The sequence below is a fragment of the Streptomyces sp. AA4 genome (assembly GCF_000158875.1).
Classification (GTDB): domain Bacteria; phylum Actinomycetota; class Actinomycetes; order Mycobacteriales; family Pseudonocardiaceae; genus Amycolatopsis.
Genome location: NZ_GG657746.1, coordinates 5,802,047 through 5,823,129 on the forward strand (window position 1 = coordinate 5,802,047; position 21,083 = coordinate 5,823,129).

Consider the following 21,083-nt stretch of genomic DNA (forward strand, 5'->3'; position numbering starts at 1 on the left):
GGTGGTGCCGGAGTTATTCCGGTCCCACCCCTCGCTTGGAGGTTCTGACGCTGCCGAGACCGAAAATCAGGCCTCGACTGGCACGATGTTGACCGTCTTGCGGCCGCGCTTCGAGCCGAACTCGACCGCACCGGCAGCGAGCGCGAACAGCGTGTCGTCGCCGCCGCGGCCGACGTTCACGCCGGGGTGGAACTTGGTGCCCCGCTGGCGGATCAGGATCTCGCCCGCGTTCACCTCCTGGCCGCCGAAGCGCTTGACGCCCAGGCGCTGGGCGTTCGAATCACGACCGTTGCGGGAGCTGGACGCACCCTTCTTGTGAGCCATCGCTCAAGCCCCTTCTGGGAAAGTTTCGGTTTTCGAAGATCCGGAGAACTACTTGGAGATGCCGGTGACCTCGACGCGGGTCAGCTTCTGCCGGTGACCCTGGCGCTTGTGGTAGCCGGTCTTGTTCTTGAACTTGTGGATCCGGATCTTCGGACCCTTGGTCTGCTCGACGACCTTGCCGGTGACCGAGACCTTCGCCAACGCGTCGGCGTCCGTGGTGACCTCGCCACCGTCCACGAACAGCACGGCGGGGAAGGTGTGCTCGGTGCCCGGCTCGCCCTCGAGCTTCTCGACCTCTACGACGTCGCCAACGGCAACCTTGTACTGCTTGCCGCCGGTCTTGACGATCGCGTACGCCGACACGGAAGTCTCCTGCATTACTCGACAATGGGTTAGGGGGCTGGCGCGGCCGGCCCGCCCGAAGGCGGTCCAGGTGCTCGCGCAGCGGCTCATGCTTGCGATGAGCCGTACTACAGGTTACGGGAGGCCCCGGGCGCTGCTGCACCCGGGGTACCCGTGGTGGATCAGCTCTGCTCCGAAGCCTTCACCGGCGGCCCTGCCGGACGCGAAGCGGCGCGGCGCGGACGGCGCCGGGTGCTGCGCACGGCCGGGGCCGGGACGTCGACCTCGGGTTCTTCTTCGGAGGCCGCCTCGGCGGTCTCCTTCGGGGCCTCCGCCGCCGGCGCGGCCTCGCTGACCGCGGGCTCCGGCTGCGTCGGCTCCGGCTGCTGGACGGGGGCCGGGGCCTCCGTCTTGGGCTCGGGCTGCTGCTCACCCTGCTCGGACGGCTGTGCGGCCGTCTCCGGCTCCTTCGCCTCGGCGGCTTCCGGAGCGTGGTGCTCGTGCTTCGCCTTGGACGCGTTGGCCATGGCCTGCACCGCCGACACGACCGACTCGCGCTGCACCGGGGTCGGGGCCGGGGCGGCCGGCTCCGGCTTGGGCTCGTGGTGCTGCTCCTCGCCCTTGCCGCGGCCGCGGGACCGCCGCGAGCTCTTCGTGTCGCCGCCGCCGTGGCTGTGGCCGTTGTGCCCGTTGCCGCCGTTGTGGCCGTTCCCGGTGCCCCCGCCCGCGGTGCGCTGCGGTTCGGTGGAAACGACGACGCCGCGGCCCTTGCAGTGCTCGCACGGCGTGGAGAACGCCTCGAGCAGCCCGGTGCCGATCTTCTTGCGCGTCATCTGCACCAGGCCCAGCGACGTGACCTCGGCCACCTGGTGGCGCGTGCGGTCGCGGCCGAGGCATTCGGTGAGCCTGCGCAGCACCAGCTCGCGGTTGGACTCGAGCACCATGTCGATGAAGTCGATGACGATGATGCCGCCGATGTCCCGCAGCCGCAGCTGGCGGACGATCTCCTCCGCCGACTCCAGGTTGTTGCGGGTCACCGTCTCCTCGAGGTTGCCGCCCGAGCCGGTGAACTTGCCGGTGTTGACGTCGATGACGGTCATCGCCTCGGTGCGGTCGATGACCAGGTAGCCGCCCGAGGGCAGCCACACCTTGCGGTCGAGCGCCTTCGTGATCTGCTCGTCGATCCGGTGGTCGGCGAACGCGTCGCCGTTGCCGGTGTAGCGCTTGAGCCGGTCGGTCAGGTCGGGCGCGACGTGCTGCACGTAGCCGTGGATGGTCTCCCACGCGGTCGAGCCCTGGACCTCCAGCTTCGCGAAGTCCTCGGTGAACAGGTCGCGCACGACCTTCACCAGCAGGTCCGGCTCCTCGTACAGCATGGTCGGGGCGCCGCCCTTCTTGGCGGACCCGGCCGAGGCCTTCTCCTTGATGACGTCCCACTGCGCCTTGAGCCGCTGGACGTCCCGGTCGAGCTCCTCCTCGCTGATGCCCTCCGACGCGGTGCGGATGATGACGCCCGCGTCCTCCGGGACGATCCGCTTGAGGATGTCCTTGAGCCGGCGCCGCTCGTTCTCCGGCAGCTTGCGGGAGATGCCGGTGGCCCCGCCCGCGGGGACGTAGACGAGGAAGCGGCCGGGCAGCGAGATCTGCGTGGTCAGCCGGGCGCCCTTGTGCCCGACCGGGTCCTTCGTGACCTGCACCAGCACGCTGTCGCCGGTGGACAGCGCCTGCTCGATCTTGCGCGCCTTGCCTTCCAGGCCGGCGGCGTCCCAGTCGACCTCGCCCGCGTAGAGCACGGCGTTGCGGCCGCGGCCGATGTCGATGAACGCGGCCTCCATGCTGGGCAGCACGTTCTGGACGCGGCCGAGGTAGACGTTGCCGACGATCGAGCCGGTGCCCGACGACGTCACGAAGTGCTCGACCAGCACGCCGTCCTCGAGCACGGCGATCTGCGTGGAGTCGCCCTTCTCGGCGACGACCATGGTGCGGTCGACCGACTCGCGGCGAGCGAGGAACTCGGCCTCGGACAGGATCGGGGCGCGGCGGCGGCCCGCCTCGCGGCCGTCGCGGCGGCGCTGGCGCTTGGCCTCCAGCCGCGTGGAGCCGCGGACGCTGCGCACCTCGTCGCGCGCCGGGCGCTCGGCCTCGGCGGCCTTGGCCTGGCGGACGTGCGTGACGGTGTTCGGCGGGTCGTCGCTGCCGGTCGTCTCGGCCGCGTCGTCCTCCCCGCCCTTGCGGCGGCGGCGACGGCGGCGGCGCTTGGTGCCGCTCTCGGACTCGGCGTCGTCGTCGGAGTCCGCGTCGGCTTCGCCCGCCTCGTCCGGCTTCTCGGTCTTGTCCTTGCTGTCCTTGCCGTCTTTCGACTGCTGGACCTGCTGGTCTTCGGAGGTTTCGTCCTCGTTCTCGGACTGGGCCTCGTCGCCGCCCTTGCCCCGGCCGCGGCCGCGACGGCCGCGACGGCGCCGGCGGCGGCCGCCCGCGTCGTCGTTGTCCTCGTCGGAACGCTCGTCGCGAGCCTCGTCCGAGGTTTCCTCCTCGGCGGCGCTCTCGGTCCGGCCCGGACGCTCGGCCTGCGCGGGAGCCTCGCCGACGCCGAACAACGGCTCCGGCTTGCTCCGCGCCGGCTGCGCGGGCTCGGGCGGCAGGAAGACCGGCGAGGGCGCGGCGAAGACCGGCACGTGCACCGGGCCGCGGGCCGGGGTGGCCTGCTCGGTTTCCTGCTGTTCGGCCGGGATCGCGGGCGCGACGGCCCGGCGGGCCCGACGGGTGCGGGTGCGCTTCTCGCCGGACTCCGGAGCGGCTTCCGGCTCGGCGGTCTCGGCGGCGGACGGGCCGGCCGGGGTCGCCGCCGCCGCGGCGGCCTCCTGCTCAGCGGCGGGTTCCGAAGCCTGCGCGGCAGCGGCTTCCGGAGTGCCGGACTCGGGCGAAGCGGCGTCCTCCGCGGCGGCGGTTTCCGGAGCGGCGTCCGCGGTCTCCTGGGCAGCGGCAGCCGGGGCGGCCTCGCTGTCCTGGGCCTCGGCGGCCGGCTGGCTGGCGGCCTGCCCGGCGGCTTCGTTCCCGGCGGTCGCGCCCTGGTCGGCGGCCTCGGCGGCGGTGTCGCCCGATCCGGCGGCCTCCGCGTCGAGGATGACGGCCACGCGGTGCGCGACCTCCTTGGTCACGCTCGACTGGGCGCTGCGGGGGCTCTCCCCCAGCTCGGCGAGCTTGCCGAGCAGGTCGCGGCTGCTCAGGCCGAGCAGCTTGGCCAGCGCGTGCACGCGGATGCGCGGCGGCAGCTCGCCCAGCCTGCTGGTCGTGGGTGCGGCGGTATTCCCGCCGGTCTGATCGGCGGGTGTGTCCGCGTTCGACATATGTCTCCTCCGCCCCCGGGCGCGTCAGCCGGTTCGCACCGGTGATGACGCGGCCGCGCAGGGGCCCTTTCTGTTCCGTGCCCGCCGTGGTGGTGACCAGCGGCGGGAATCCTGCTGGCAGCCGTGCGGTCCGCCGGGTCGGCGGCCGCTCGGTTCCTGGTCTGCTCGGCGGGGTGCCGGCCTGCTCGCGACCCCCGGGCCACCCGCCACGACATCGACCTTGGCCCGGCCTCCCGGGGGCGACGCGCGTGGTGCCGGTCCGGCACTCCTCCGGGCCGCTCACGACGCGGGCGGGATGCCCGTCGGCGCAGCGGCCACCGCGAGTATCCCACACCCGGGGGGACACCCGGTGTAGTCGGTGCCCCGCGGCAGGCGCCCGGGCGTGCCGCGATCATGCGCCCGGGCGAACTTCCGCGGTTCGCTTGTCGCGCCGGGCCCGGGGTGGTTAGCGTGCGGGCTCGGGCGCTCGCGCGGGCGCCCGGCAGAGCCCCGCGCACGGTGGGAGGTCCGGTGTCTGTGCTGGCGCGGCCGCTGCGGGCGGCCGTGTGCTCGCTGCTGGTCCTCGCCGGCTGCGCCGCGGTCTCCCCCGCCGCCGACGCGAGTCCCGGATGCTCCTCCGGCGGCCGGGAGGTGCGCTACGTCGTCGCGTTCGACCGCGGCACCCCGGAATCTTCCGCCCGCCAGCAGACGAGCGCCGGCTGCGGGCAGCTCGTCGGCTACTACCCGCAGATTTCCGTGGCGGTCGTCACGTCAGCCGATCGGGCGTTCGCGGACCGGCTCGGCCCGGAGCGGGCCTTCAGCGCGCAAGCCACCCGGACGGCCGCCGAACAGCCGGGCGCCGCCGCCCAGCCCGCGCGCGCCGCGCTGCCGCTCAGCGACCCGGCGCGGGTGTCCACGTCGGACCTGTCCTCGCAGCAGTGGGACATGAACCTGATCAACGCGCCGGCCGCGCACCAGGTCACCGGCGGCAGCCGTTCGGTGGTCGTCGGCGTCTTGGACTCCGGCGTCGACCCGAAGCATCCCGACCTCGCGGCGGCGATCGACCCGGACGATTCGGCGGGCTGTCTCACCGGCGTCCCGGACCCGAGCCCGGCCGCGTGGCAGCCGACGACCTCGGCGCACGGCACGCACGTCGCGGGCATCATCGCCGCGGCCGACGACGGCAAGGGCATCACCGGCGTCGCCCCCGGCGTGCGGATCGCCTCGGTGAAGGTGATCGACGACCGCGGTTACGCCGACCCGGAGGCGGCGGTCTGCGGGATCATGTGGTCGGCGGCGCGGCATCTGCCGATTGCCAACAGCAGCTGGTTCGTGAACCCGTGGTCGCTGTCCTGTGTGCGCGGCAACGACCGCGGCGTGGTGCACGAAGTGCTGGCGCGGGCCGTGGAGTACGCGACTTCGCAGGGCACGCTGAACGTCGCCGCCGCGACCAACGAGGCGGTCGACCTGACGCCGTCGGCCCATTCGGGTTCGCCCTCCGCCGCCGGGAAGTGCGAAGCACTGCCTGCCGGGCTGCGCGACGCGGTGACGGTGTCGGCGATCAGCCAGGACCGGGTGAAGTCGGGCTACAGCTCGTACGGCCTCGGTGTGGTCGATGTCACGGCCCCGGGCGGCGACGACGACCGGTGCGTGGTTTCGACCGTGCCGGGCGGATACGCGCCGATGTGCGGGACGTCGATGGCCGCGCCGCACGTCGCCGGAGTGCTGGCGTTGCTGAAGTCGGTGCACCCCGCGTGGACCGCCGCCGAACTGCGCCGAGCCCTGGACTCCCGCGCGACGCCGATGCCGTGCCCGGACAACTACGACCTGACCGGCGACGGCGCGCAGGACGCCTACTGCTCCGGCTATGACGGATACAACGGCTTCTACGGGCACGGTCTCGTCGATGCCCGTTCCGCGGTGGCACCCGCGCAGACCGGACTGCCCAGCCCCTCCCGCTGACCCGACACCCCTAAGTCAGCAGCAGCTTCACGATCCTCCTTGTCGCGCCCCAGATTCCGATCCCGGCGAGCACCAGCAGACCTGACCGGCGGCGGCACGCAAGACGACGCTACGGCTCCGGCCACGACAGCTCCTACGCCCACGGCCTCATCGACGCCCGTTCCGCGGTGGCCCCCGCGCAGACCGGACTGCCCAGCCCCTCCCGCTGACCCGACACCCTCAAGTCAGCAGCAGCTTCGCGATCCTCCTTGTCGCGCCCCAGATTCCGATCCCGGCGAGCACCAGCAGGTACGCGAGGTTGCCCAGCATGCTCCAGGAGAAGATGCCGGTCGCGAGCCCGCGCATCAGCTCGATCCCGTGGTACAGCGGGAAGCAGCGGACCAGCCACTGCAGTGCCTCCGGGTAGACCGTGAGCGGGAAGAACGTGGTGGAGAACAGGAACATCGGCATCAGGACGAGCTGGATGTAGTCGAATTGCGACGTCGACTTCAAGAAGCTGACCAGCGCGATGCTGATCGCGGCGAACGCGAACGACACGAGCAGCGCGGCGGGCAGGAGCAGCAGCGCCCACCATGACGTGAGCAGCCCCATGACTCCGGTGACCGCCAGGAACGCGACCGAATACAGGCCGCCGCGGATCATCGCCCACGCGATCTCGCCGAGCGCGACGTCGAGCGGGCCGACCGGGGTCGCCAGCATCGCGTCGTAGGTTTTGGCGTAGCGCAGTTTGAAAAACAGGTTGTACGTGCACTCGAAGACCGCGCCGTTCATCGCCGACGACGCCAGCAGCGCGGGCGCGACGAACGCGACGTAGCTCATCGGCTGGCCGTCCGGCCCGGCCACGGTGGTGACCAGTTTGCCGAAGCCGACCTGGAACGCGAGCAGGTAGAACAACGGCTCGAGCGCGCCCGACACGAGCATCGTCCACGAGCGTCCGTAGACGGTGAGCGCGCGTTCGATCAGCGCGGTCGCCCGGCCGCTGTACATGCCCGCGGGCAGGACGCGGAGCAGAATCCCGCGCCGCTGCGGGAGAATCGGGGCTTCTCGCAGATCGGTCATCACGCCACCAGCCGTCGGTAGAAGCCGCGGTGCGCGATCGTCCAGCCGACCGCGACCAGCACCGCCAGGTACGCGACGTGCCCGAGCACCGGGAGCAGTTCGCGCCCGCCGAGCGTGGCGGCGCGCGAGAGTTCGGTGCCGTGCCACAGCGGGGAGATCCAGGCCAGCCAGCGCAGGTACAGCGGCAGTTGGGAGATCGGGAAGAACGTGCCGGAGAACAGCGTCATGGGGATGACGACGAAGCGGAAGACCAGCCCGATCCGCTGTCCCTCGTCGAAGGTCCACGCCGCCATCCCGGCCATTAGCGAACCGCAGGCGAGCCCGGTGAGGACGCCGACGAGGATCACCAGCAGCGCTCCCGCGTTCGCCCAGGCGCCGAACAGCAGCGCGACGAACGCGTAGACGGTGCCGGAAAGTGCGAGCCGCAGGCTGGTCCAGATCTGGTGGCCGCCGAGGACCTGGCCCGGCGACACCGGCGTCGCGGTGACCGCCAGATAGTCCTTCTGCCATTTGAATCCGCTGAGCACCGGATAACTCGATTCGCTGACGCCCTGCTGCGCGGCGCCGGCCACGAGCAGCGCCGGGGCGACGTAGACGAGGTAGGACACCCCGCCGGTCGCCGGACCGGCCTTGACCTGCGAACCGAAGCCGAGCCCCATCGCGGCGAGGAACAGGACCGGCTGCAGGCCGGTGGAGTAGAGCGTGCTGAGCCAGTGCCTGCGGTACCAGGTCCAGTAGCCCTCGACGCGCAGCCAGGCGCCGTGGAACCGGCCGACCACGCGGCCGGTGGCGGGTGCGGTCATCAGTCCACCAACGTCCGGCCGGTGAGGCGGAGGAAGACGTCCTCCAGGGAACTGCGGCGGACCAGGCTCGACAGCGGGCGCAGGCCGCGTTCGTGCGCGCGCTCGAGCGTGGCCTCGCCGGTCATCGTGTAGAGCAGCACCCGGTCCGGGAGGACTTCGACGCGTTCGGCCAGCCCGTCGAGCCGGTCGGCCGCGCCCTGCTGCTCCCCCGGCGCGAACCGCAGTTCGACGACTTCCCGGGTGGAATGCCGCGCGATCAGCTCGGCGGGCGAGCCTTCGGCGGCGATCCGGCCGCCGTCCATGACGACCAGCCGGTCGCAGAGCTGTTCGGCTTCGTCCATGTAATGCGTGGTGACGATCAGCGTCGTGCCACGCGCCTTGAGCCGGAAAAGCCGGTCCCACAACAGATGCCGCGCCTGCGGATCGAGCCCGGTGGTCGGTTCGTCGAGCAGCAGCAGTTCCGGGTCGTTGACCAGCGACCGGGCGATGGTGAGCCGCCGTTTCATGCCGCCGGACAGCGAATCGACCGGTTTCTCGGCCCGGTCGGACAGCTGCGCGAACTCCATCAGCTCGACGGCTTTCTTCCGCACGTGCGCGCGGGAAAGGCCGAAATAGCGCCCGTAGACGTGGAGGTTCTGCCGCACGGTCAGCTCCACGTCGAGGTTGTCCTCCTGCGGCACGACGCCCAGGCGCGCGCGGATCCGCGGCCCGTCGACGTCCGGGTCCATGCCGAGGACGCGCAGATCGCCGTCGGTGCGCGGGGACACGCACGCGATCATCCGCATCGTCGACGACTTCCCGGCGCCGTTGGGCCCCAGGAAGCCGAACGCCTCCCCCGGCCGCACCTCGACGTCGATGCCGCGTACTGCCTCGAATTCTCCGAACCGTTTGACCAGCGCCTTCGCTTGCACGAGCGCGGGTCCCGATGCCGACTCTCCCACGAGGAACGACAGTAGAGGGAGGCACCGACAATTCTCGACCGGTTTGCTCAGCGGCCGGGCGGCTCCACCGCTCCGATCGCCCGCCACAACGTCTCCCGGCACCGGTCCAGCTCCTCGCGCCCGACCGCGTCGGCCATCCGGGATTCCAGTACGCGAACCGCTTCCGCCGCCGCCTCCGCCAGCTCCCGCCCGGCCGCGGTGAAATCGACGAGTTTCGCCCGGGCGTCGGCCGGATCCTCGCGACGGCGGAGATAGCCCCACGCGACGAGTTCGTCGATCACCGGCCCGGTCGTCTGCTTGGTCGTCCCGAGAAGCCGGGCGACGGCGACCGCCCGCGCCGGTCCGTCTTCCAGCGACGCGAACACCCGCAGGTGGACCGCGCGGATCCGGGCGTCGCGCTGCTGCACCCCGGCGAGCACGCCAGCGGTCACCGCCTGGGCGAGCCGCCGGGCCAGCGCGCCGAGCCGCGACGAGCCGGTCAGCGCGACGAGGGCGGGCGGCTCCGGAGGACTGCTTGACACACCCGTCAGGCTACCTTACTTTTTTGGTCAGGTGACCTGACTGTTTGGAGGACCGGCCGTGCTGCTCTCCCCCGCGGTTTCGCAGACCCGTTCCCGGCTGCTCGGCTCGGTCCTCGCCCTGTCGGCGGTGACCCACGTGAGCCAGCTGGCCGTCTACGGAACCGGTTCGGACACCGTCGGATCAGCGGCCTTCGGGGTCCTTTACGCGGTGATCGCGGCGGGAGTGTTCCGGCGAGCGCGGCCGTTCTTCCTCGCGGCCGCGGTCTTCCCGGCGATCGGCGGGCTGCTGGGGCTCTACCGGCTGGTCGCCGTCCACCCCAACCCGTTCAGCGTGTTCCACCCGATCCTCGACGTCGTGATCGTTCCGCTCGCGATCAGCCTTTGGCGCGGCACCGCGAGGAAATAGCGGGGCGGCCCGAAGACCGCCCCGCCCGTCACACCTCAGCGCACCGTCACCGGCACCGAGCGGGTCGCCCCGTTCACCGTCACCGAGATCTCCGCCGTTCCCGGACGCAGGCCTCGCACCGTTCCGGTGGCCGGGTCGAGAGAAACCACGTCCCACGGCGCGGGCGGCCAGCTGCCGATGTGCACCCCGCGGCCGCCCCACACCGCGCTCACCGGGTATGCCACCGGAATCGACCGGCCCTCCTGAGTAACCGCGGCGGTCACCTTTCCGGTCCCGCCCCAGGAAAGAGTGCCCGGACCGGTCACGGTCAGCGCGTCGACGTTCGGACGCGTCTCGAACCGCACCGGCTGGCTGCGGTCCGAAGGGTCGACCTGCACCAGGGTCCAGCCGGCGAAACCGCCGTCGCCAGGAGCCGCGGCAGGGGTCTTGCCCGAGTTGCCGTTCACCAGGTACGGCACGCCGTCCGTGCGCGACAGGCCGAACACGCCCGCGTGCGAGGCCAGCGAAGCAGCGGGTTTGCCGGACTTTTCCTCGAAACCGGTCAGCCACGTCTGCAGCAGCGCGGCCTCTTTCCGGTCGCCCAGCTGCGAATTCCCGGTCGGGCTCGGGTCCTTCACCGGATGGTGCATCGCGACGACCACACCGCGCACCGAACGGTCCCGCGCCGCGTTGTCGAGCGCCTCGCGCAGCATGCGGACCTGGTCGAATCCGCCCGCGCGCAGCGAGCCGCGCGAGGAATCCAGCAGGATCAGCCGGACGCCGTGGACGTCGACCACGCGGTGCGTTTCCCCGAAGGCGTCCTGGAAGTTCTTCAGGCCGTTGCCGCCCTCCGCCTCGTGGTTGCCGGGGACGTAGTACCAGGGGACGCGGCCGTCCAGCTCTTCGGTGATGATCTTGCGGGCCAGGACGAAGTCCGGCGCGGTCCCGCGGTCGACGAAATCGCCGTTGATCAACACGAGATCCGGTTTCGCCGCAACGGCTTCGCGCAGCGCCCGGCGAGCCTGGGCGACGAGCGGACCGTCCGGGGCGTCGGCGGTGAACTGCGCGTCGCTGACGACGGCGATCTTGAGGCCGCCCTTGCCGAGCGTGCCGTTGGCGACCAGCGCCGGGTCCGGGACGGCCGGATCGTGCGGCACCGCAGTGGTCGGCGCGACCTCGAAGGTGAGGTCGTTGAACACCAGTTTGCCCTCGTATTGCTTGTCCGCCACGGTTTCCACGGCATAGAACCGGGTGAGGCGCTGTCCGTCCGGCAGTCCGGCGGGAACCACGGCGGTCACGTACCGCCAGCCGGTCCAGTCGACACTCCGCGAAAGGTCCACAATGGACGCCGTGTTGGCGCCGTCGCGGAGTTCCGCGCGGATCCAGGCGCCCTTGCCGTCGCCGTTGATCCACATGCCGATCTTCTGCGTGCCCGCTGGGACTGGGATCGGGTTGGCGGCGTTGACGTACGCGGCGCGGGTGGCGGTGGTGCCGGTGAGCCGGTAGTCGAGCGCGAGGCCCTTGCCGCCGTTGCGTCCGTCCGCCGACGACAGCGCGGCGCCGACGACAGCCGGGTACACCGTGGCGGACCAGCCTTCGGGACCGGCCAGCGGAGCCGCGACCTTCGCTTCAGTGCCCACCGAAGCCGCCAGGTGCATGGTCTTCCCGCCCGCGTGGACCGTGATCGCGGTGGCCCCGGAAGCGGTCTTCGCGCTGACCGCGAAACCCTTGCCCGCGGGCTCGATCTTCACCACGGCGGGGTCGTATTCGAGCTTCACGTCCGACGGTTCGATCCAGGTGCCGTAACCGTCCGCGTCGTAGCCGTAGACCTGGAACTCGCCGCGCGCCTCCGCACCGGAAAGCGCGACCTGCTTGGTGCTCGCGCCGAGGCGGACCGGCGTGCCCAGCACGGTCAGCTTCGTGCGGCCGTTGACGAAGTTCTGGTGCGCGGTGACCGTCACGTCGGCTCGCGCGTCCGGGTGCAGGAAGTCGGGGTGTGCGGTGAAAACGTTCTTCGTGACCGTGCCGCGGAACGGATTCGACGTGGTCCAGAACGGCCGCGACGCCACTGCGGCGCCCGTCTCGTCGTGTCCGTTCGGCACGAGCGCGCGGCTCAAACCGGACAGCACGCGCGTCGAATTGTCGCCCTCCTGCGCGGGGGCGGGCGCGAAGCCGGTCAGCCGTCCGCTGCCGGGCACGGTCGCGACGCCGATGCCGTTGGGCACCAAGCGTTCTCCGCCGTCCGAAGGCGAGTTGCGCACCGACGGCGCGGCTTCTCCTTCGCCGCGGGCGAGCAAGGTCGAGGAGCCGCCGCCGTCGAGGTTGATCGCGTCGTCGGCGCCGAGCCGCTTCAGCTGCCGGGCCATTTCCAGCTCGGTCATGCCACGGCTGTCAGCCTGGCGGCCATCGACGGTGACGAGCCACATCCGCTTGCCGTCCGCGGAAAAGCCGACGCCGGTCCGCGGGGCGAGGGTGACGTCGTCGAGCTGCTGCAGCTGTCCGTCCTTCAGCAGCGTCTTGTTCCCGCCGACCGCGACCGCGATCTTGCCCGCGTCGGTCCGCGGCGCGTACGAAACACCCACGCGGTCACCGACGTGCAGCGTCGACAACGCGTCCGCGCCGGCTTCGCGGCCGAGCAGCAGCGTGCTGCCCGCCGGAATCGGACCGTCCGCAGGATTCGGACGCACCTGCGTCACGACACCGTCGCGGATCTCGACCTCAAGAACCTTCTGCGCACCGGCAACCGACGTCGCGCGCGCTGAAGCGCCCCAGAGCGATGTGTAAACGCCGAGAGCGTCCTTCGCGAGCACCGGGCTGTTGAAGTTCGTGGCGGGGACAGCGCGGCCGTCCGGCAGGGTGACCGACGCTTCGAGGAAGATGTCGGCGAGCTTCGCTCGACCCTGGTCGGTGATCGCCGCGGTGGTGTTGTGGCCGGAAGCGGGCGCGTTGTGCAGCTCGCCCTTGTCGATGCCGACGCCGAGCGGCGCGCCGGAGGCGTTGATGTCGAAGAAATCGCCGTTCACGCCCGCGACCGCACCGGCGCGAGCGACCTGCTGGGACAGCGGGGTGCGCGCGGAAACGGTGCCCGGACTGAGGTAGGTCGGCTTCAGGACCTTGCTGGTGAGGTCGACGCTCAGCGCGTCGCCGCGGATCCAGCCTTTCGGGTCGAAGCGGTCGAACTGAGTGAGGTTCAGACCAGGCGCCACCGCGTTGGTGGCGCTGCTGGTCTCGAGGCCGTCGTCGGCGGCGGGAGCCGCGGCGACGGCCGGGGCCTCCCGGGACGAGGAGAAGGCGGAGGCGCTCTCGACCGGCGGCGAGCCGAGCGGAGCGGAGAGCGGGTCGGCATGCGCCGGCGTGGCCAGCGGCAGCACCAGCAGGGCGCTGAGCAGCACGGATCTTGATCTTTTCACCAGGTACCCCACAGTCGCGAAAATGGCTCAGCTCAGCCAAATCCATCGGCGCGACCGCGGGAAGTCCCTCCGGTGAACGGGACCTGAATGGCGCAGGATTATCCGCTCAGGGAGTCATGCGCGCGGCGAGAAACTCCTTCGCGACGCCTTCGTCGCCAGCGATCTCGGGCTGTGCGTCGGAGCGATTCCACAGCAGCACTAGCAAATCCTGCGCCGGTGCGGTGACGGTGGCGACCGCTTCGCCCTCGCCCAGCTCGGGCGGTTCGCCGGGCACGACGGTCCACGCATGCCCGGTGTCGGCGGTGCGCAAGGTGATCGGCGCGGCCAGCGGAACCTCGTGCTTCCAGCGGTCGACGCGCGGCAGCATCGTGCCGAGCACCTCGTGGACACCGTCGGCGGCGATCAACGGATCAAGCTGCGTCGTTAGGCCGCGTGCGCCGAACAGATCGACCAGATGCACGGCAGTTTCATGCACCTGACGGCGGAACCAGAACGCCTTCGTCTTCTCCGCGGCCCCGAAAACCCAGCACGCGTCGGCGGGATCGGCCGCTTCGAGCGCGTCCAGCAGCTCGGCCGCGCTCTCGGCGTACCAGGGCGCGAGGTCGTCGCCCGGCGAGACGTCGAATTCCTGCTTGCTCAGCTCCCCGGTCCGGACAATCCCGGCGGCCCATCGGTGCACGTTGCCGAGGTGCGTGACGAGGTCGCGCTTGGTCCAGTCGCCGCAGTGCGGGACCGGATTGTCGAGATCGCCCGCGGCTTCCGCGGCGAAGGCCGCGGTGAGCGAGCGCAGATGGGGCAGGTAGTCGCGCGGCGGCAGCGGCAGAGCAGTCACCGGTGGAGGTTAACCGATCCGCTGGGTTCCGGGCACCGTCCTGCGCGTCGACGGCGGCACCGGGGTCCAGGAAAAACACGAACGCCGGGCCGGAACCGAAGTCCCGGCCCGGCGTCGCGGGGGGTCTAGCTCCGGATCACAGGTCCGGGAACCACAGCTTCAGCTCGCGCTCGGCCGACTCCGGCGAGTCCGAGCCGTGCACCAGGTTGTACTGGGTCTCCAGCGCGAAGTCGCCGCGCAGGGTGCCCGGGGTGGCCTTCTCGACCGGGTCGGTGCCGCCGGCCAGCTGGCGGAACGCGGCGATCGCGCGTGGGCCCTCGACGGCGATCGCGACGAGCGGGCCGGACGTGATGAACTCCAGCAGGTCGCCGAAGAACGGGCGCTCCTTGTGCTCCGCGTAGTGCTCCTCGGCCACCGAGCGCTCGACGGTGCGCAGTTCCAGCGCGGCCAGCTTCAGGCCCTTGCGCTCGATGCGCGAGACGACCTCGCCGACGAGGCCGCGCGCGACGCCATCGGGCTTGACGAGGACCAGCGTGCGTTCAGTCACGACGGTATTTCTCCTTGTGCGGATTCGTGTTATTCGGCGGTGAGCCTATCCGACGCCCTTTCCGGGCCGGTCAGCGCCGCTGCGGCCGCAGCGTCTTCGACCACAGCGAGGCCCCGGTCGCGTCGCGCAGGTCGACGGTCAGCTCCCCGCTCGCACCGTCCACATTCACCTCGCCGAAGTGCTGGAATCCTTGCACCGGCGAGGAATTCTGCGTCTGCGGGGCATGCACGAACACCGCTTCCGGGCCGAACGTCGGGTCCAGTTTGTTCGGGCCGAAGGCACCGGCGTTGAGCGGGCCGGAGACGAATTCCCAGAACGGGTCGAAGTCCTGGAACGCGGCCCGCTCGGGCGAATAATGGTGCGCGGCGGTGTAGTGCACGTCGGCGGTCAGCCACACGACATTGCGCACGCGGTGGCGCGCGATCTGGCTCAGCACCCAGGCGAGTTCGGTCTCGCGTCCGCCGGGCGCGCCGGGCAGTCCGTTGGCGACCGCCTCGATGTCCTTGCCGTCCGGGACGACGAGGCCGATCGGCATGTCCGCCTGGACGATCTTCCAGGTCGCGGTGCTCCGCCGGAGGGCGTCGGCCAGCCAGCGGGCCTGCGCGTCGCCGAGGATGTGGCCCGGCTTGGTCTGGTCCGAGGTGTTGGCGTCGCGGTAGGTGCGCATGTCGAGCACGAACACCTCGACCCGGCTGCCGTAGCGGAAGTTCCGGTAGACCCGGCCGTCGACGGCCTGGCGGCGGTCGATCGGATGCCATTCGTGGAACGCCTGGAACGCGCGCTGGGCCAGGACGTCGGCCCGCTTCTCGGTGTATTCGGGGCGGTCGTTGAGGATTTCGCCCGGGTACCAGTTGTTGACGACCTCGTGGTCGTCCCACTGGACATAGGCGGGAACTTCCGCGGCGAACCGGCGGAAGTTCGCGTCCAGCCGGTTATAGGCGTGCTGGCCGCGGTATTCGTCGAGGGTTTCGGCGACCTTCGACTTTTCCGGCGTCACGATGTTGTGCCAGGTGCCCCCGCCGCCGGGGAGCGTGACGGTTTCGGTGAGCGGGCCGTCGGCGTACACCGTGTCGCCGCTGTGCAGGAAGAGGTCCGGACGGCGGTCGGCCATCGCGGAGAAGATCGTCATGCCGCCGAGTGCCGGGTTGATGCCGTAGTTCTGGCCCACGACGTCGCCGCTCCACAGGATCCGCGTGTTCGCGCGGCCGACCGGCGCGGTGGCGAAGCGGCCCGCGACCGGTTCGCTCGCGCTGCGGCCGTCGAGGTCCACGGCGGTGACGCGGTAGTGGTACTCGGTGCCCGGAGCCAGCCCGGCGACGCGCACCTTTCCGGTGCCGCCGGTGGCCGGCGTGACGAACGGGCCGGGCACGCGGCGGGCGTGCCGGAACGACGGGTCGCGCGCGACCTCGACCGTCAGCCGCGCCGGGCGGTCGGCCCGCGACCACACGATGCCGGAGCCGGTGGTCACGTCCCCGGACGCGACGCCGTGGGCGAGCACCGGACGGTCGCGGCGGACGAGCGGGGCGGCCGAGGCGGCGCCCGGCAGCAGCAGCCCGCTCGCCGCGGCGAGCGCGGGGACGGCGATTCCGGCTTTGAGCACGGAGCGGCGGGAAGGGGTCGTTTCGGTCATGGCGGTCGTTCTATCCGGCGACCACGGCCAAGCGGCCAACTCGGGCTGACCGCCGGGTGAACGCCTCACTCGTCAGGAGGAAGCTCACAACCGGTCGTCACGCTCGGTGCGCTTCCCGAACCATCTCGTGCTCGCAGGGGCCTTCCGGGGCTGGACGCGCCACGAACCCGTGCCGCCGGTACAGGGCAAGCGCGTGCTCGTTGCCGCCCGCGACGCGCAACGCCAGCTCGCTCGCCCCACGCCCCTCGCTCCAGCGCACCACGGCCCGGACGAGCGCGTCCCCGACTCCCCTGCCGCGCGCCGGCGGAGCAACCCACATCGAAAGCAGCTCCGCTCGGTCGCCGCGTTCGGAAAGGTGCCCGCTGACCATGCCCGCCGGAACGCCGTCGAGGTCCGCCAGGACGTTGAGCGACACGTCGCGCAGCCGCGCCCGCCAGCGCGGTTCGGCGTCGTTTTCGCCTTGCCAGTCCGCGAGTGCGGAGCTGAACGCCTCCGGGTTCTCGCGCAGCGCGGCCAGCCGGAGGTCGCGCCACTCCGCCCAGTTCTCCGCGCTCAGCTCGCGCACCACGATCACACTTGCACCGTCGCCGTGGCGGCCGGGCCGTTACATCGGAATAGGGTGAAATCATGCGCATCGACCGGCTCGACCACCTCGTCCTCACCGTCGCCGACCTCGGCGCGACGGTCGATTTCTACACCCGCGTCCTCGGCATGACCGAGGTGACGTTCGGGCCCGGGCGCAAGGCGCTGGCGTTCGGCACGAGCAAGATCAACCTGCACGAGGCCGGGCGCGAATTCGAGCCCAAGGCGGACCGGCCGACGCCGGGCAGCGCGGATCTGTGCCTGATCACGAGCGATTCGCTGGAGCAGGTTGTCGAAGAGCTGGCCGGGGCCGGGGTGCCGATCGAGGAGGGCCCGGTCGACCGCACGGGCGCGACCGGGCCGATCCGCAGCGTGTACTTCCGCGACCCCGACCGGAATCTGATCGAGGTCAGCGTCTACCGCTGAGCCTGCGGCTGCTGGCTCGGCAGCGTCCCCGCGGCCATCCGGCGTGCGACGTCCCGGCGCAGCCAGAGGAACCACAGGAACGCGGCCAGGAAGATGATGCCGATGATCGCGATCGCCGGCTGCGTGATGCCGACCGCGATGATCGCCAGCTGCAGCAGCAGGATCACCGGCACCGCCCAGACGTGCTTGAGCATTCCGCACAGCACGATCAGCACCACCGCGAGCGCGATGACCGTCCAGCCGGTGAAGCTCGTGATGCCGCCGCCGAGTTTCGCGACGACCGGCAGCGCGAGGGCGACGGTGATCGCCTCCATGATCAGCGTGCCCGCCATGACGCCGCGAAAGCCCTTCATCGGGTCTTTCGCGGGCGGCTTGACCGGCGTATCGGGCGTTTCCGGGGTCTCGCTCACGCTGGCTCCTTCCCGAACAGCGTGCGCGCGTCGCCCGCGGTGACCACCGATCCGGTCACCAGCACGCCGCCGCCCGCGAGCGGTTCCTCCGGGTCGTCGTTCTGCTCCACGAGGCCGATCGCGGTCTCGATCGCGGTCTCCAGATCCGGTTCGGCGAGCACGCGGTCCTCGCCGAAGATCGACGCGGCCAGCTCCGCCAGGTCCTCGACCGGCAGCGACCGCGGCGACGAACTGCGCGTGACCACGACGTCCGACACCACCGGCTCCAGCGCGTCCAGGATGCCGCGCGCGTCCTTGTCGGCCAGCACGCCGACGACCGCGACGAGCCGGCGGAAGTTGAACTCGTCGGCGATCGTCGTGGCGAGCGCCCGCGCGCCCATCGGGTTGTGCGCGGCGTCGACGAGCACCGCCGGGGCGGCCCGCACGCGTTCGAGCCGGCCCGGGTTCTCGACCTCGGCGAACGCCTCGCGCACCGCCTCCACGACGAGCTGTTTGTCTTTGCCCGCCCCGAAAAACGCCTCGACGGCGGCCAGCGCGAGCGCCGCGTTCGCGGCCTGGTGCGCGCCGTGCAGCGGCAGGAAGATCTCGTCGTAGACGCCGCCGAGGCCCTGCAGCTTCAGCATCTGCCCACCGACCGCGACCTCGCGTTCGAGCACGCCGAACTCGCTGCCCGCGCGCGCCACCGCGGCGTCGACCTCGACCGTGCGTTTCAGCAGGACGTTCAGCACCTCGGGGTCCTGCTCGCCGATCACCGCGACCGATCCGGGCTTGATGATCCCGGCCTTCTCCGCGGCCGCGTCGGCGGGCGTCGGGCCGAGGTATTCGGTGTGGTCCAGCCCGATCGGCGTGATGACCGCGACCTGGGCGTCGGCCACGTTCGTCGCGTCCCACGCGCCGCCCATGCCCGCCTCGAGCACCGCGGCCTCGACCGGCGCGTCGGCGAACGCGGCGAACGCCATCCCGGTGAGCACCTCGAACTTGCTCATCGGCACGCCGTCCTCGCTCGCGCCGTCGACCATCGCCACGTACGGCGCGATGTCCTGGTACAGCTCGGCGTAGCGGGCGGCGGAGACCGGACGGCCGTCGAGCGCGATCCGCTCGGTGACGAGCTGCAGGTGCGGGCTCGTGTAGCGGCCCGAGCGCAGGCCCATGCGGGTCAGCAGCGAATCGACCATCCGCGCGACCGAGCCCTTGCCGTTCGTGCCCGCGACGTGCACCACCGGGTAGCCGTGGTTCGGCTCGCCGAGCAGCGTCATCAGCGCCTGGATCCGGGCGAGCGACGGTTCGAGCTTCGTCTCCGGCCAGCGCTGGTTCAGCTCGGCCTCGGCGGCCATCAGGTCGCGGCGGGCCTCCGGGCCGTTCTCGTCGCCGAACTCGGCGGGCGCGCCCTCGTCGTCGAGTTCGTGCAGCTCGGCGCCGTCTTCGGGACGCAGGTCCGGGACCGGGCCGAGCGCCAGGTTGTCGCCGAGCTGGCCGATGCCGCCGATGCCGCCGCGCGAACCGCCGCCGACGGTGTAGGCCGCGTCGGGCGCGTCGAGGTCCGGCTCCAGCTCGTTGCCGGGGTCGTCCTCGTCGTCGCTGTGCGCGAGCGCGCCCAGTTCGTCGACCCCCGCGAAACTGTCCGGATCGGCGAGATCCGGACGCCGGGTCTCCTCGGGCTCCTCACCGCGCGGCACTCGTGCACTCCTTGAAGTCGCTGTCCCGGCGCGGTCGCGCGACCGGGAAGACCAGGCGAAAGGTTCGGCCTGGCACACCGTCGAGCGTACCCGGGGCCGCCTCGCGCCCGACGGCCCCGGGGCGTCGGTCGCGATCACGCCCGCGGCGATCCGTGGCAAGGTCGGGCGCATGCCCTTCGACCACAACCACCACTACCACCCGGCCCTGCTCCGGCTCCTGCCGCCAGGCCCCGGACGCGCCCTGGACGTCGGCTGCGGAGACGGCCGCTTCGCCCGCAAACTGGCCGCCGCCGGAATGACTGTCGAAGGCATCGACACGTCGGCCGAAATGATCGCCCGAGCCACCGTCACCGGCTCCCCCGGACCCGGCACAGTGGAATACCGCCGTGCAGACATCACCACCGAACCGCTGGAACCCGAGTCCTACGCCTATATCTCCGCCCTGGCCTCGCTGCACCACGTCCCGTTCGAAACCGTCACGAGACTGCGCGACGCCCTCGCCCCCGGAGGCGTCCTGGCCGTTCTCGGCTGCGCCCGCCCCAGCCGTCCTGGCGATTACGCCCGCGAACTCGTCGCCGTCCCCGCGAACGCACTGGCGAGGCTGCTCGTCTTCGCCGGAGACCGCCTCAACGGCGGCCCGGACCCGGTCGCCAAGGCCCCGGTGCACCTGAAATTCCCGCCGCTGAACGACGTCCGCCGGGACTCGGCGCGCCTGCTCCCCGGCAGCACAGTCCGCCCGCTGCTGTTCTGGCGGTACCTGCTGACCTGGCGGAAACCCACGGATCACCCCGCAGCCGGGTGAAAACCGGCCCCGACCACCCGATCGGCGGAGAGCGCGAGCGCCCGCGGCGCCGAAAGCTAAAGCGGGTCGTACCGCTAGGGAGGACGGGTTCGCATGCGCATCATCCGAATAGTGCTGTCCGCGATCGCCGCGATCGCACTGCTTCTGTCGACGGCGGCGGCCGCGAGCGCCGCGCCCCGGCACTACCGCCACTACGTCGCCCTCGGCGACTCGTACACGTCGGGACCGCTCATCCCGCTGCCCCGGCTGGATCCGTTCGGCTGCTTCCGCTCGACGTCCAACTACCCGTCGCTGGTAGCCAGCTCACTGGATGTGGACCGCTTCACCGACGTCAGCTGCGGCGGCGCGAACACCTCGCACATGACCGCCCCGCAAAATGTGCCCCTGGGCCAGAATCCGCCGCAGTTCTCCGCCCTGCGCCCCGACACCGACCTGGTAACCGTCGGCATCGGCGGCAATGACTCGGGCCTGTTCGGCAAACTGGTCGACACCTGCCCGACCCTGCGCGCCTCGGACCCGACCGGCAACCCGTGCCAACGCCACTTCACCGTAGACGGCGTAGACACGATCAAGGCGCTGCTCCCGAAAACGCAAGCCGCCGTCCAGCAAGTACTGGCCGGAATCCACGCCCGCTCCCCCCACGCGACGGTCCTGGCCATCGGCTACCCGCGCATCGCCCCCGCACACGGCTATTGCCCGAAAACCCTGCCCTTCGCGAACGGCGACTACGCCTGGCTCTCCAGCGTGGAAGAAGGCCTGAACGCAGCAGTAAGCAACGCAGTAGCCGCGGACGGCCAGTCGTCCTATGTGGACACCTACACCCCGTCCTTCGGCCACGACGCCTGCCAGCCCCACGGCGTGGCATGGATCAACGGCAAAGACCTGAACCTGCTGGCCGCCGCCCCCTACCACCCCTTCTACGAAGGAATGGCAGGCGAAGCAAAGGTAATCCTCCAACAACTCCGCTAAAAAAACGCCGTGAGGGGAACCCTGAGGGACTCAGAGTCCCTCAGGGTTCCCCTCACGGCATTAAAACCGCCGCCAAACCACCCAACCCTCGGGGCACCCACCCCTCCCCCAACCCCGATACAAAGCCGCCCTGCGG

19 protein-coding genes are annotated in these 21,083 nt (G+C 71.3%); 5 read left to right on the forward strand and 14 right to left on the reverse strand.

Features of this window, described 5'->3' with window-relative positions:
* Nucleotides 1–66 precede the first annotated feature (66 nt).
* The 3 genes from rpmA to SSMG_RS26545 form a co-directional block, all read right to left on the reverse strand.
* A complete protein-coding gene (gene rpmA / locus SSMG_RS26535) occupies nt 67–324 on the reverse strand; it encodes a 50S ribosomal protein L27 (RefSeq protein WP_009081082.1) in 258 nt (85 codons plus the stop codon).
* A 48-nt stretch (nt 325–372) separates the two neighbouring features.
* Nucleotides 373–702, reverse strand: a complete 330-nt coding sequence (gene rplU / locus SSMG_RS26540; protein ID WP_199785993.1) for a 50S ribosomal protein L21 — start codon at nt 700–702, stop codon at nt 373–375.
* 146 nt (nt 703–848) lie between these two features.
* The gene (locus SSMG_RS26545) at nt 849–4,013 is read right to left on the reverse strand and encodes a translation initiation factor IF-2 N-terminal domain-containing protein (RefSeq protein WP_009081087.1); all 3,165 of its coding nucleotides are present in this window, start codon (nt 4,011–4,013) and stop codon (nt 849–851) included.
* Nucleotides 4,014–4,523: 510 nt separating this feature from the next.
* On the opposite strand from SSMG_RS26545, the gene SSMG_RS26550 reads away from it, so the two are divergent.
* A complete protein-coding gene (locus tag SSMG_RS26550) occupies nt 4,524–5,954 on the forward strand; it encodes a S8 family serine peptidase (protein WP_009081089.1) in 1,431 nt (476 codons plus the stop codon).
* 219 nt (nt 5,955–6,173) lie between these two features.
* Here the strand turns inward: SSMG_RS26550 and SSMG_RS26555 are convergent, their stop codons facing one another.
* The 4 genes from SSMG_RS26555 to SSMG_RS42635 are packed head-to-tail and all read right to left on the reverse strand — an operon-like array spanning nt 6,174 to nt 9,278.
* Nucleotides 6,174–7,013 (reverse strand): ABC transporter permease, encoded by an 840-nt coding sequence (locus SSMG_RS26555; RefSeq protein ID WP_037718014.1) that lies wholly within the window; start codon nt 7,011–7,013, stop codon nt 6,174–6,176.
* Entirely contained in the window at nt 7,013–7,816 is an 804-nt protein-coding gene (locus tag SSMG_RS26560; RefSeq protein ID WP_037714943.1) for an ABC transporter permease, read from the reverse strand. The genes SSMG_RS26555 and SSMG_RS26560 overlap by 1 nt, the downstream gene beginning before the upstream one ends.
* Nucleotides 7,816–8,757 carry an ABC transporter ATP-binding protein gene (locus tag SSMG_RS26565; RefSeq protein WP_009081092.1) on the reverse strand — a complete coding sequence of 314 codons (942 nt, stop codon included), beginning with the start codon at nt 8,755–8,757 and terminating at the stop codon, nt 7,816–7,818. Before SSMG_RS26565 ends, SSMG_RS26560 begins: the two co-directional genes overlap by 1 nt.
* Nucleotides 8,758–8,804: 47 nt before the next feature.
* On the reverse strand, nt 8,805–9,278 hold the full coding sequence (locus SSMG_RS42635; protein ID WP_009081093.1) for a MarR family winged helix-turn-helix transcriptional regulator: 474 nt from the start codon (nt 9,276–9,278) through the stop codon (nt 8,805–8,807).
* A 58-nt stretch (nt 9,279–9,336) separates the two neighbouring features.
* Between SSMG_RS42635 and SSMG_RS26575 the strand changes: the two genes are divergently transcribed.
* Entirely contained in the window at nt 9,337–9,684 is a 348-nt protein-coding gene (locus SSMG_RS26575) for a hypothetical protein (protein ID WP_009081094.1), read from the forward strand.
* Between the two features lie 35 nt (nt 9,685–9,719).
* Here the strand turns inward: SSMG_RS26575 and SSMG_RS26580 are convergent, their stop codons facing one another.
* The 5 genes from SSMG_RS26580 to SSMG_RS26600 all read right to left on the reverse strand — a co-directional run bounded on the left by SSMG_RS26580 (nt 9,720) and on the right by SSMG_RS26600 (nt 16,656).
* Nucleotides 9,720–13,085 carry a phosphodiester glycosidase family protein gene (locus SSMG_RS26580; protein WP_286156978.1) on the reverse strand — a complete coding sequence of 1,122 codons (3,366 nt, stop codon included), beginning with the start codon at nt 13,083–13,085 and terminating at the stop codon, nt 9,720–9,722.
* Nucleotides 13,086–13,179: 94 nt separating this feature from the next.
* A complete protein-coding gene (locus SSMG_RS26585) occupies nt 13,180–13,905 on the reverse strand; it encodes a maleylpyruvate isomerase family mycothiol-dependent enzyme (protein ID WP_009081096.1) in 726 nt (241 codons plus the stop codon).
* A gap of 136 nt (nt 13,906–14,041) precedes the next feature.
* Nucleotides 14,042–14,452, reverse strand: coding sequence for a nucleoside-diphosphate kinase (gene ndk, locus SSMG_RS26590; RefSeq protein WP_009081097.1), 411 nt, complete (start codon nt 14,450–14,452; stop codon nt 14,042–14,044).
* 70 nt (nt 14,453–14,522) lie between these two features.
* The gene (locus SSMG_RS26595; protein WP_037714945.1) at nt 14,523–16,082 is read right to left on the reverse strand and encodes an alkaline phosphatase; all 1,560 of its coding nucleotides are present in this window, start codon (nt 16,080–16,082) and stop codon (nt 14,523–14,525) included.
* A 97-nt stretch (nt 16,083–16,179) separates the two neighbouring features.
* Nucleotides 16,180–16,656: a GNAT family N-acetyltransferase gene (locus tag SSMG_RS26600; RefSeq protein WP_009081099.1), complete on the reverse strand. Its 477-nt coding sequence runs from the start codon at nt 16,654–16,656 to the stop codon at nt 16,180–16,182.
* A gap of 53 nt (nt 16,657–16,709) precedes the next feature.
* Here SSMG_RS26600 and SSMG_RS26605 point away from each other — a divergent pair, with 53 nt between their 5' ends.
* Complete coding sequence (locus SSMG_RS26605; protein ID WP_009081102.1) at nt 16,710–17,090, forward strand: VOC family protein; 381 nt, start codon at nt 16,710–16,712, stop codon at nt 17,088–17,090.
* Here the strand turns inward: SSMG_RS26605 and SSMG_RS26610 are convergent.
* Both SSMG_RS26610 and SSMG_RS26615 read right to left on the reverse strand, forming a co-directional pair.
* Nucleotides 17,081–17,500, reverse strand: a complete 420-nt coding sequence (locus SSMG_RS26610; protein WP_009081105.1) for a DUF4233 domain-containing protein — start codon at nt 17,498–17,500, stop codon at nt 17,081–17,083. The two genes, SSMG_RS26605 and SSMG_RS26610, sit on opposite strands and share 10 nt — an antisense overlap.
* Nucleotides 17,497–19,176 carry a folylpolyglutamate synthase/dihydrofolate synthase family protein gene (locus SSMG_RS26615; RefSeq protein ID WP_037714949.1) on the reverse strand — a complete coding sequence of 560 codons (1,680 nt, stop codon included), beginning with the start codon at nt 19,174–19,176 and terminating at the stop codon, nt 17,497–17,499. Before SSMG_RS26615 ends, SSMG_RS26610 begins: the two co-directional genes overlap by 4 nt.
* Nucleotides 19,177–19,345: 169 nt before the next feature.
* Here SSMG_RS26615 and SSMG_RS26620 point away from each other — a divergent pair, with 169 nt between their 5' ends.
* Both SSMG_RS26620 and SSMG_RS26625 read left to right on the forward strand, forming a co-directional pair.
* Entirely contained in the window at nt 19,346–19,978 is a 633-nt protein-coding gene (locus SSMG_RS26620; protein WP_009081108.1) for a bifunctional 2-polyprenyl-6-hydroxyphenol methylase/3-demethylubiquinol 3-O-methyltransferase UbiG, read from the forward strand.
* Nucleotides 19,979–20,071: 93 nt separating this feature from the next.
* A complete protein-coding gene (locus SSMG_RS26625) occupies nt 20,072–20,947 on the forward strand; it encodes an SGNH/GDSL hydrolase family protein (RefSeq protein WP_009081110.1) in 876 nt (291 codons plus the stop codon).
* Nucleotides 20,948–21,083 lie beyond the last annotated feature (136 nt).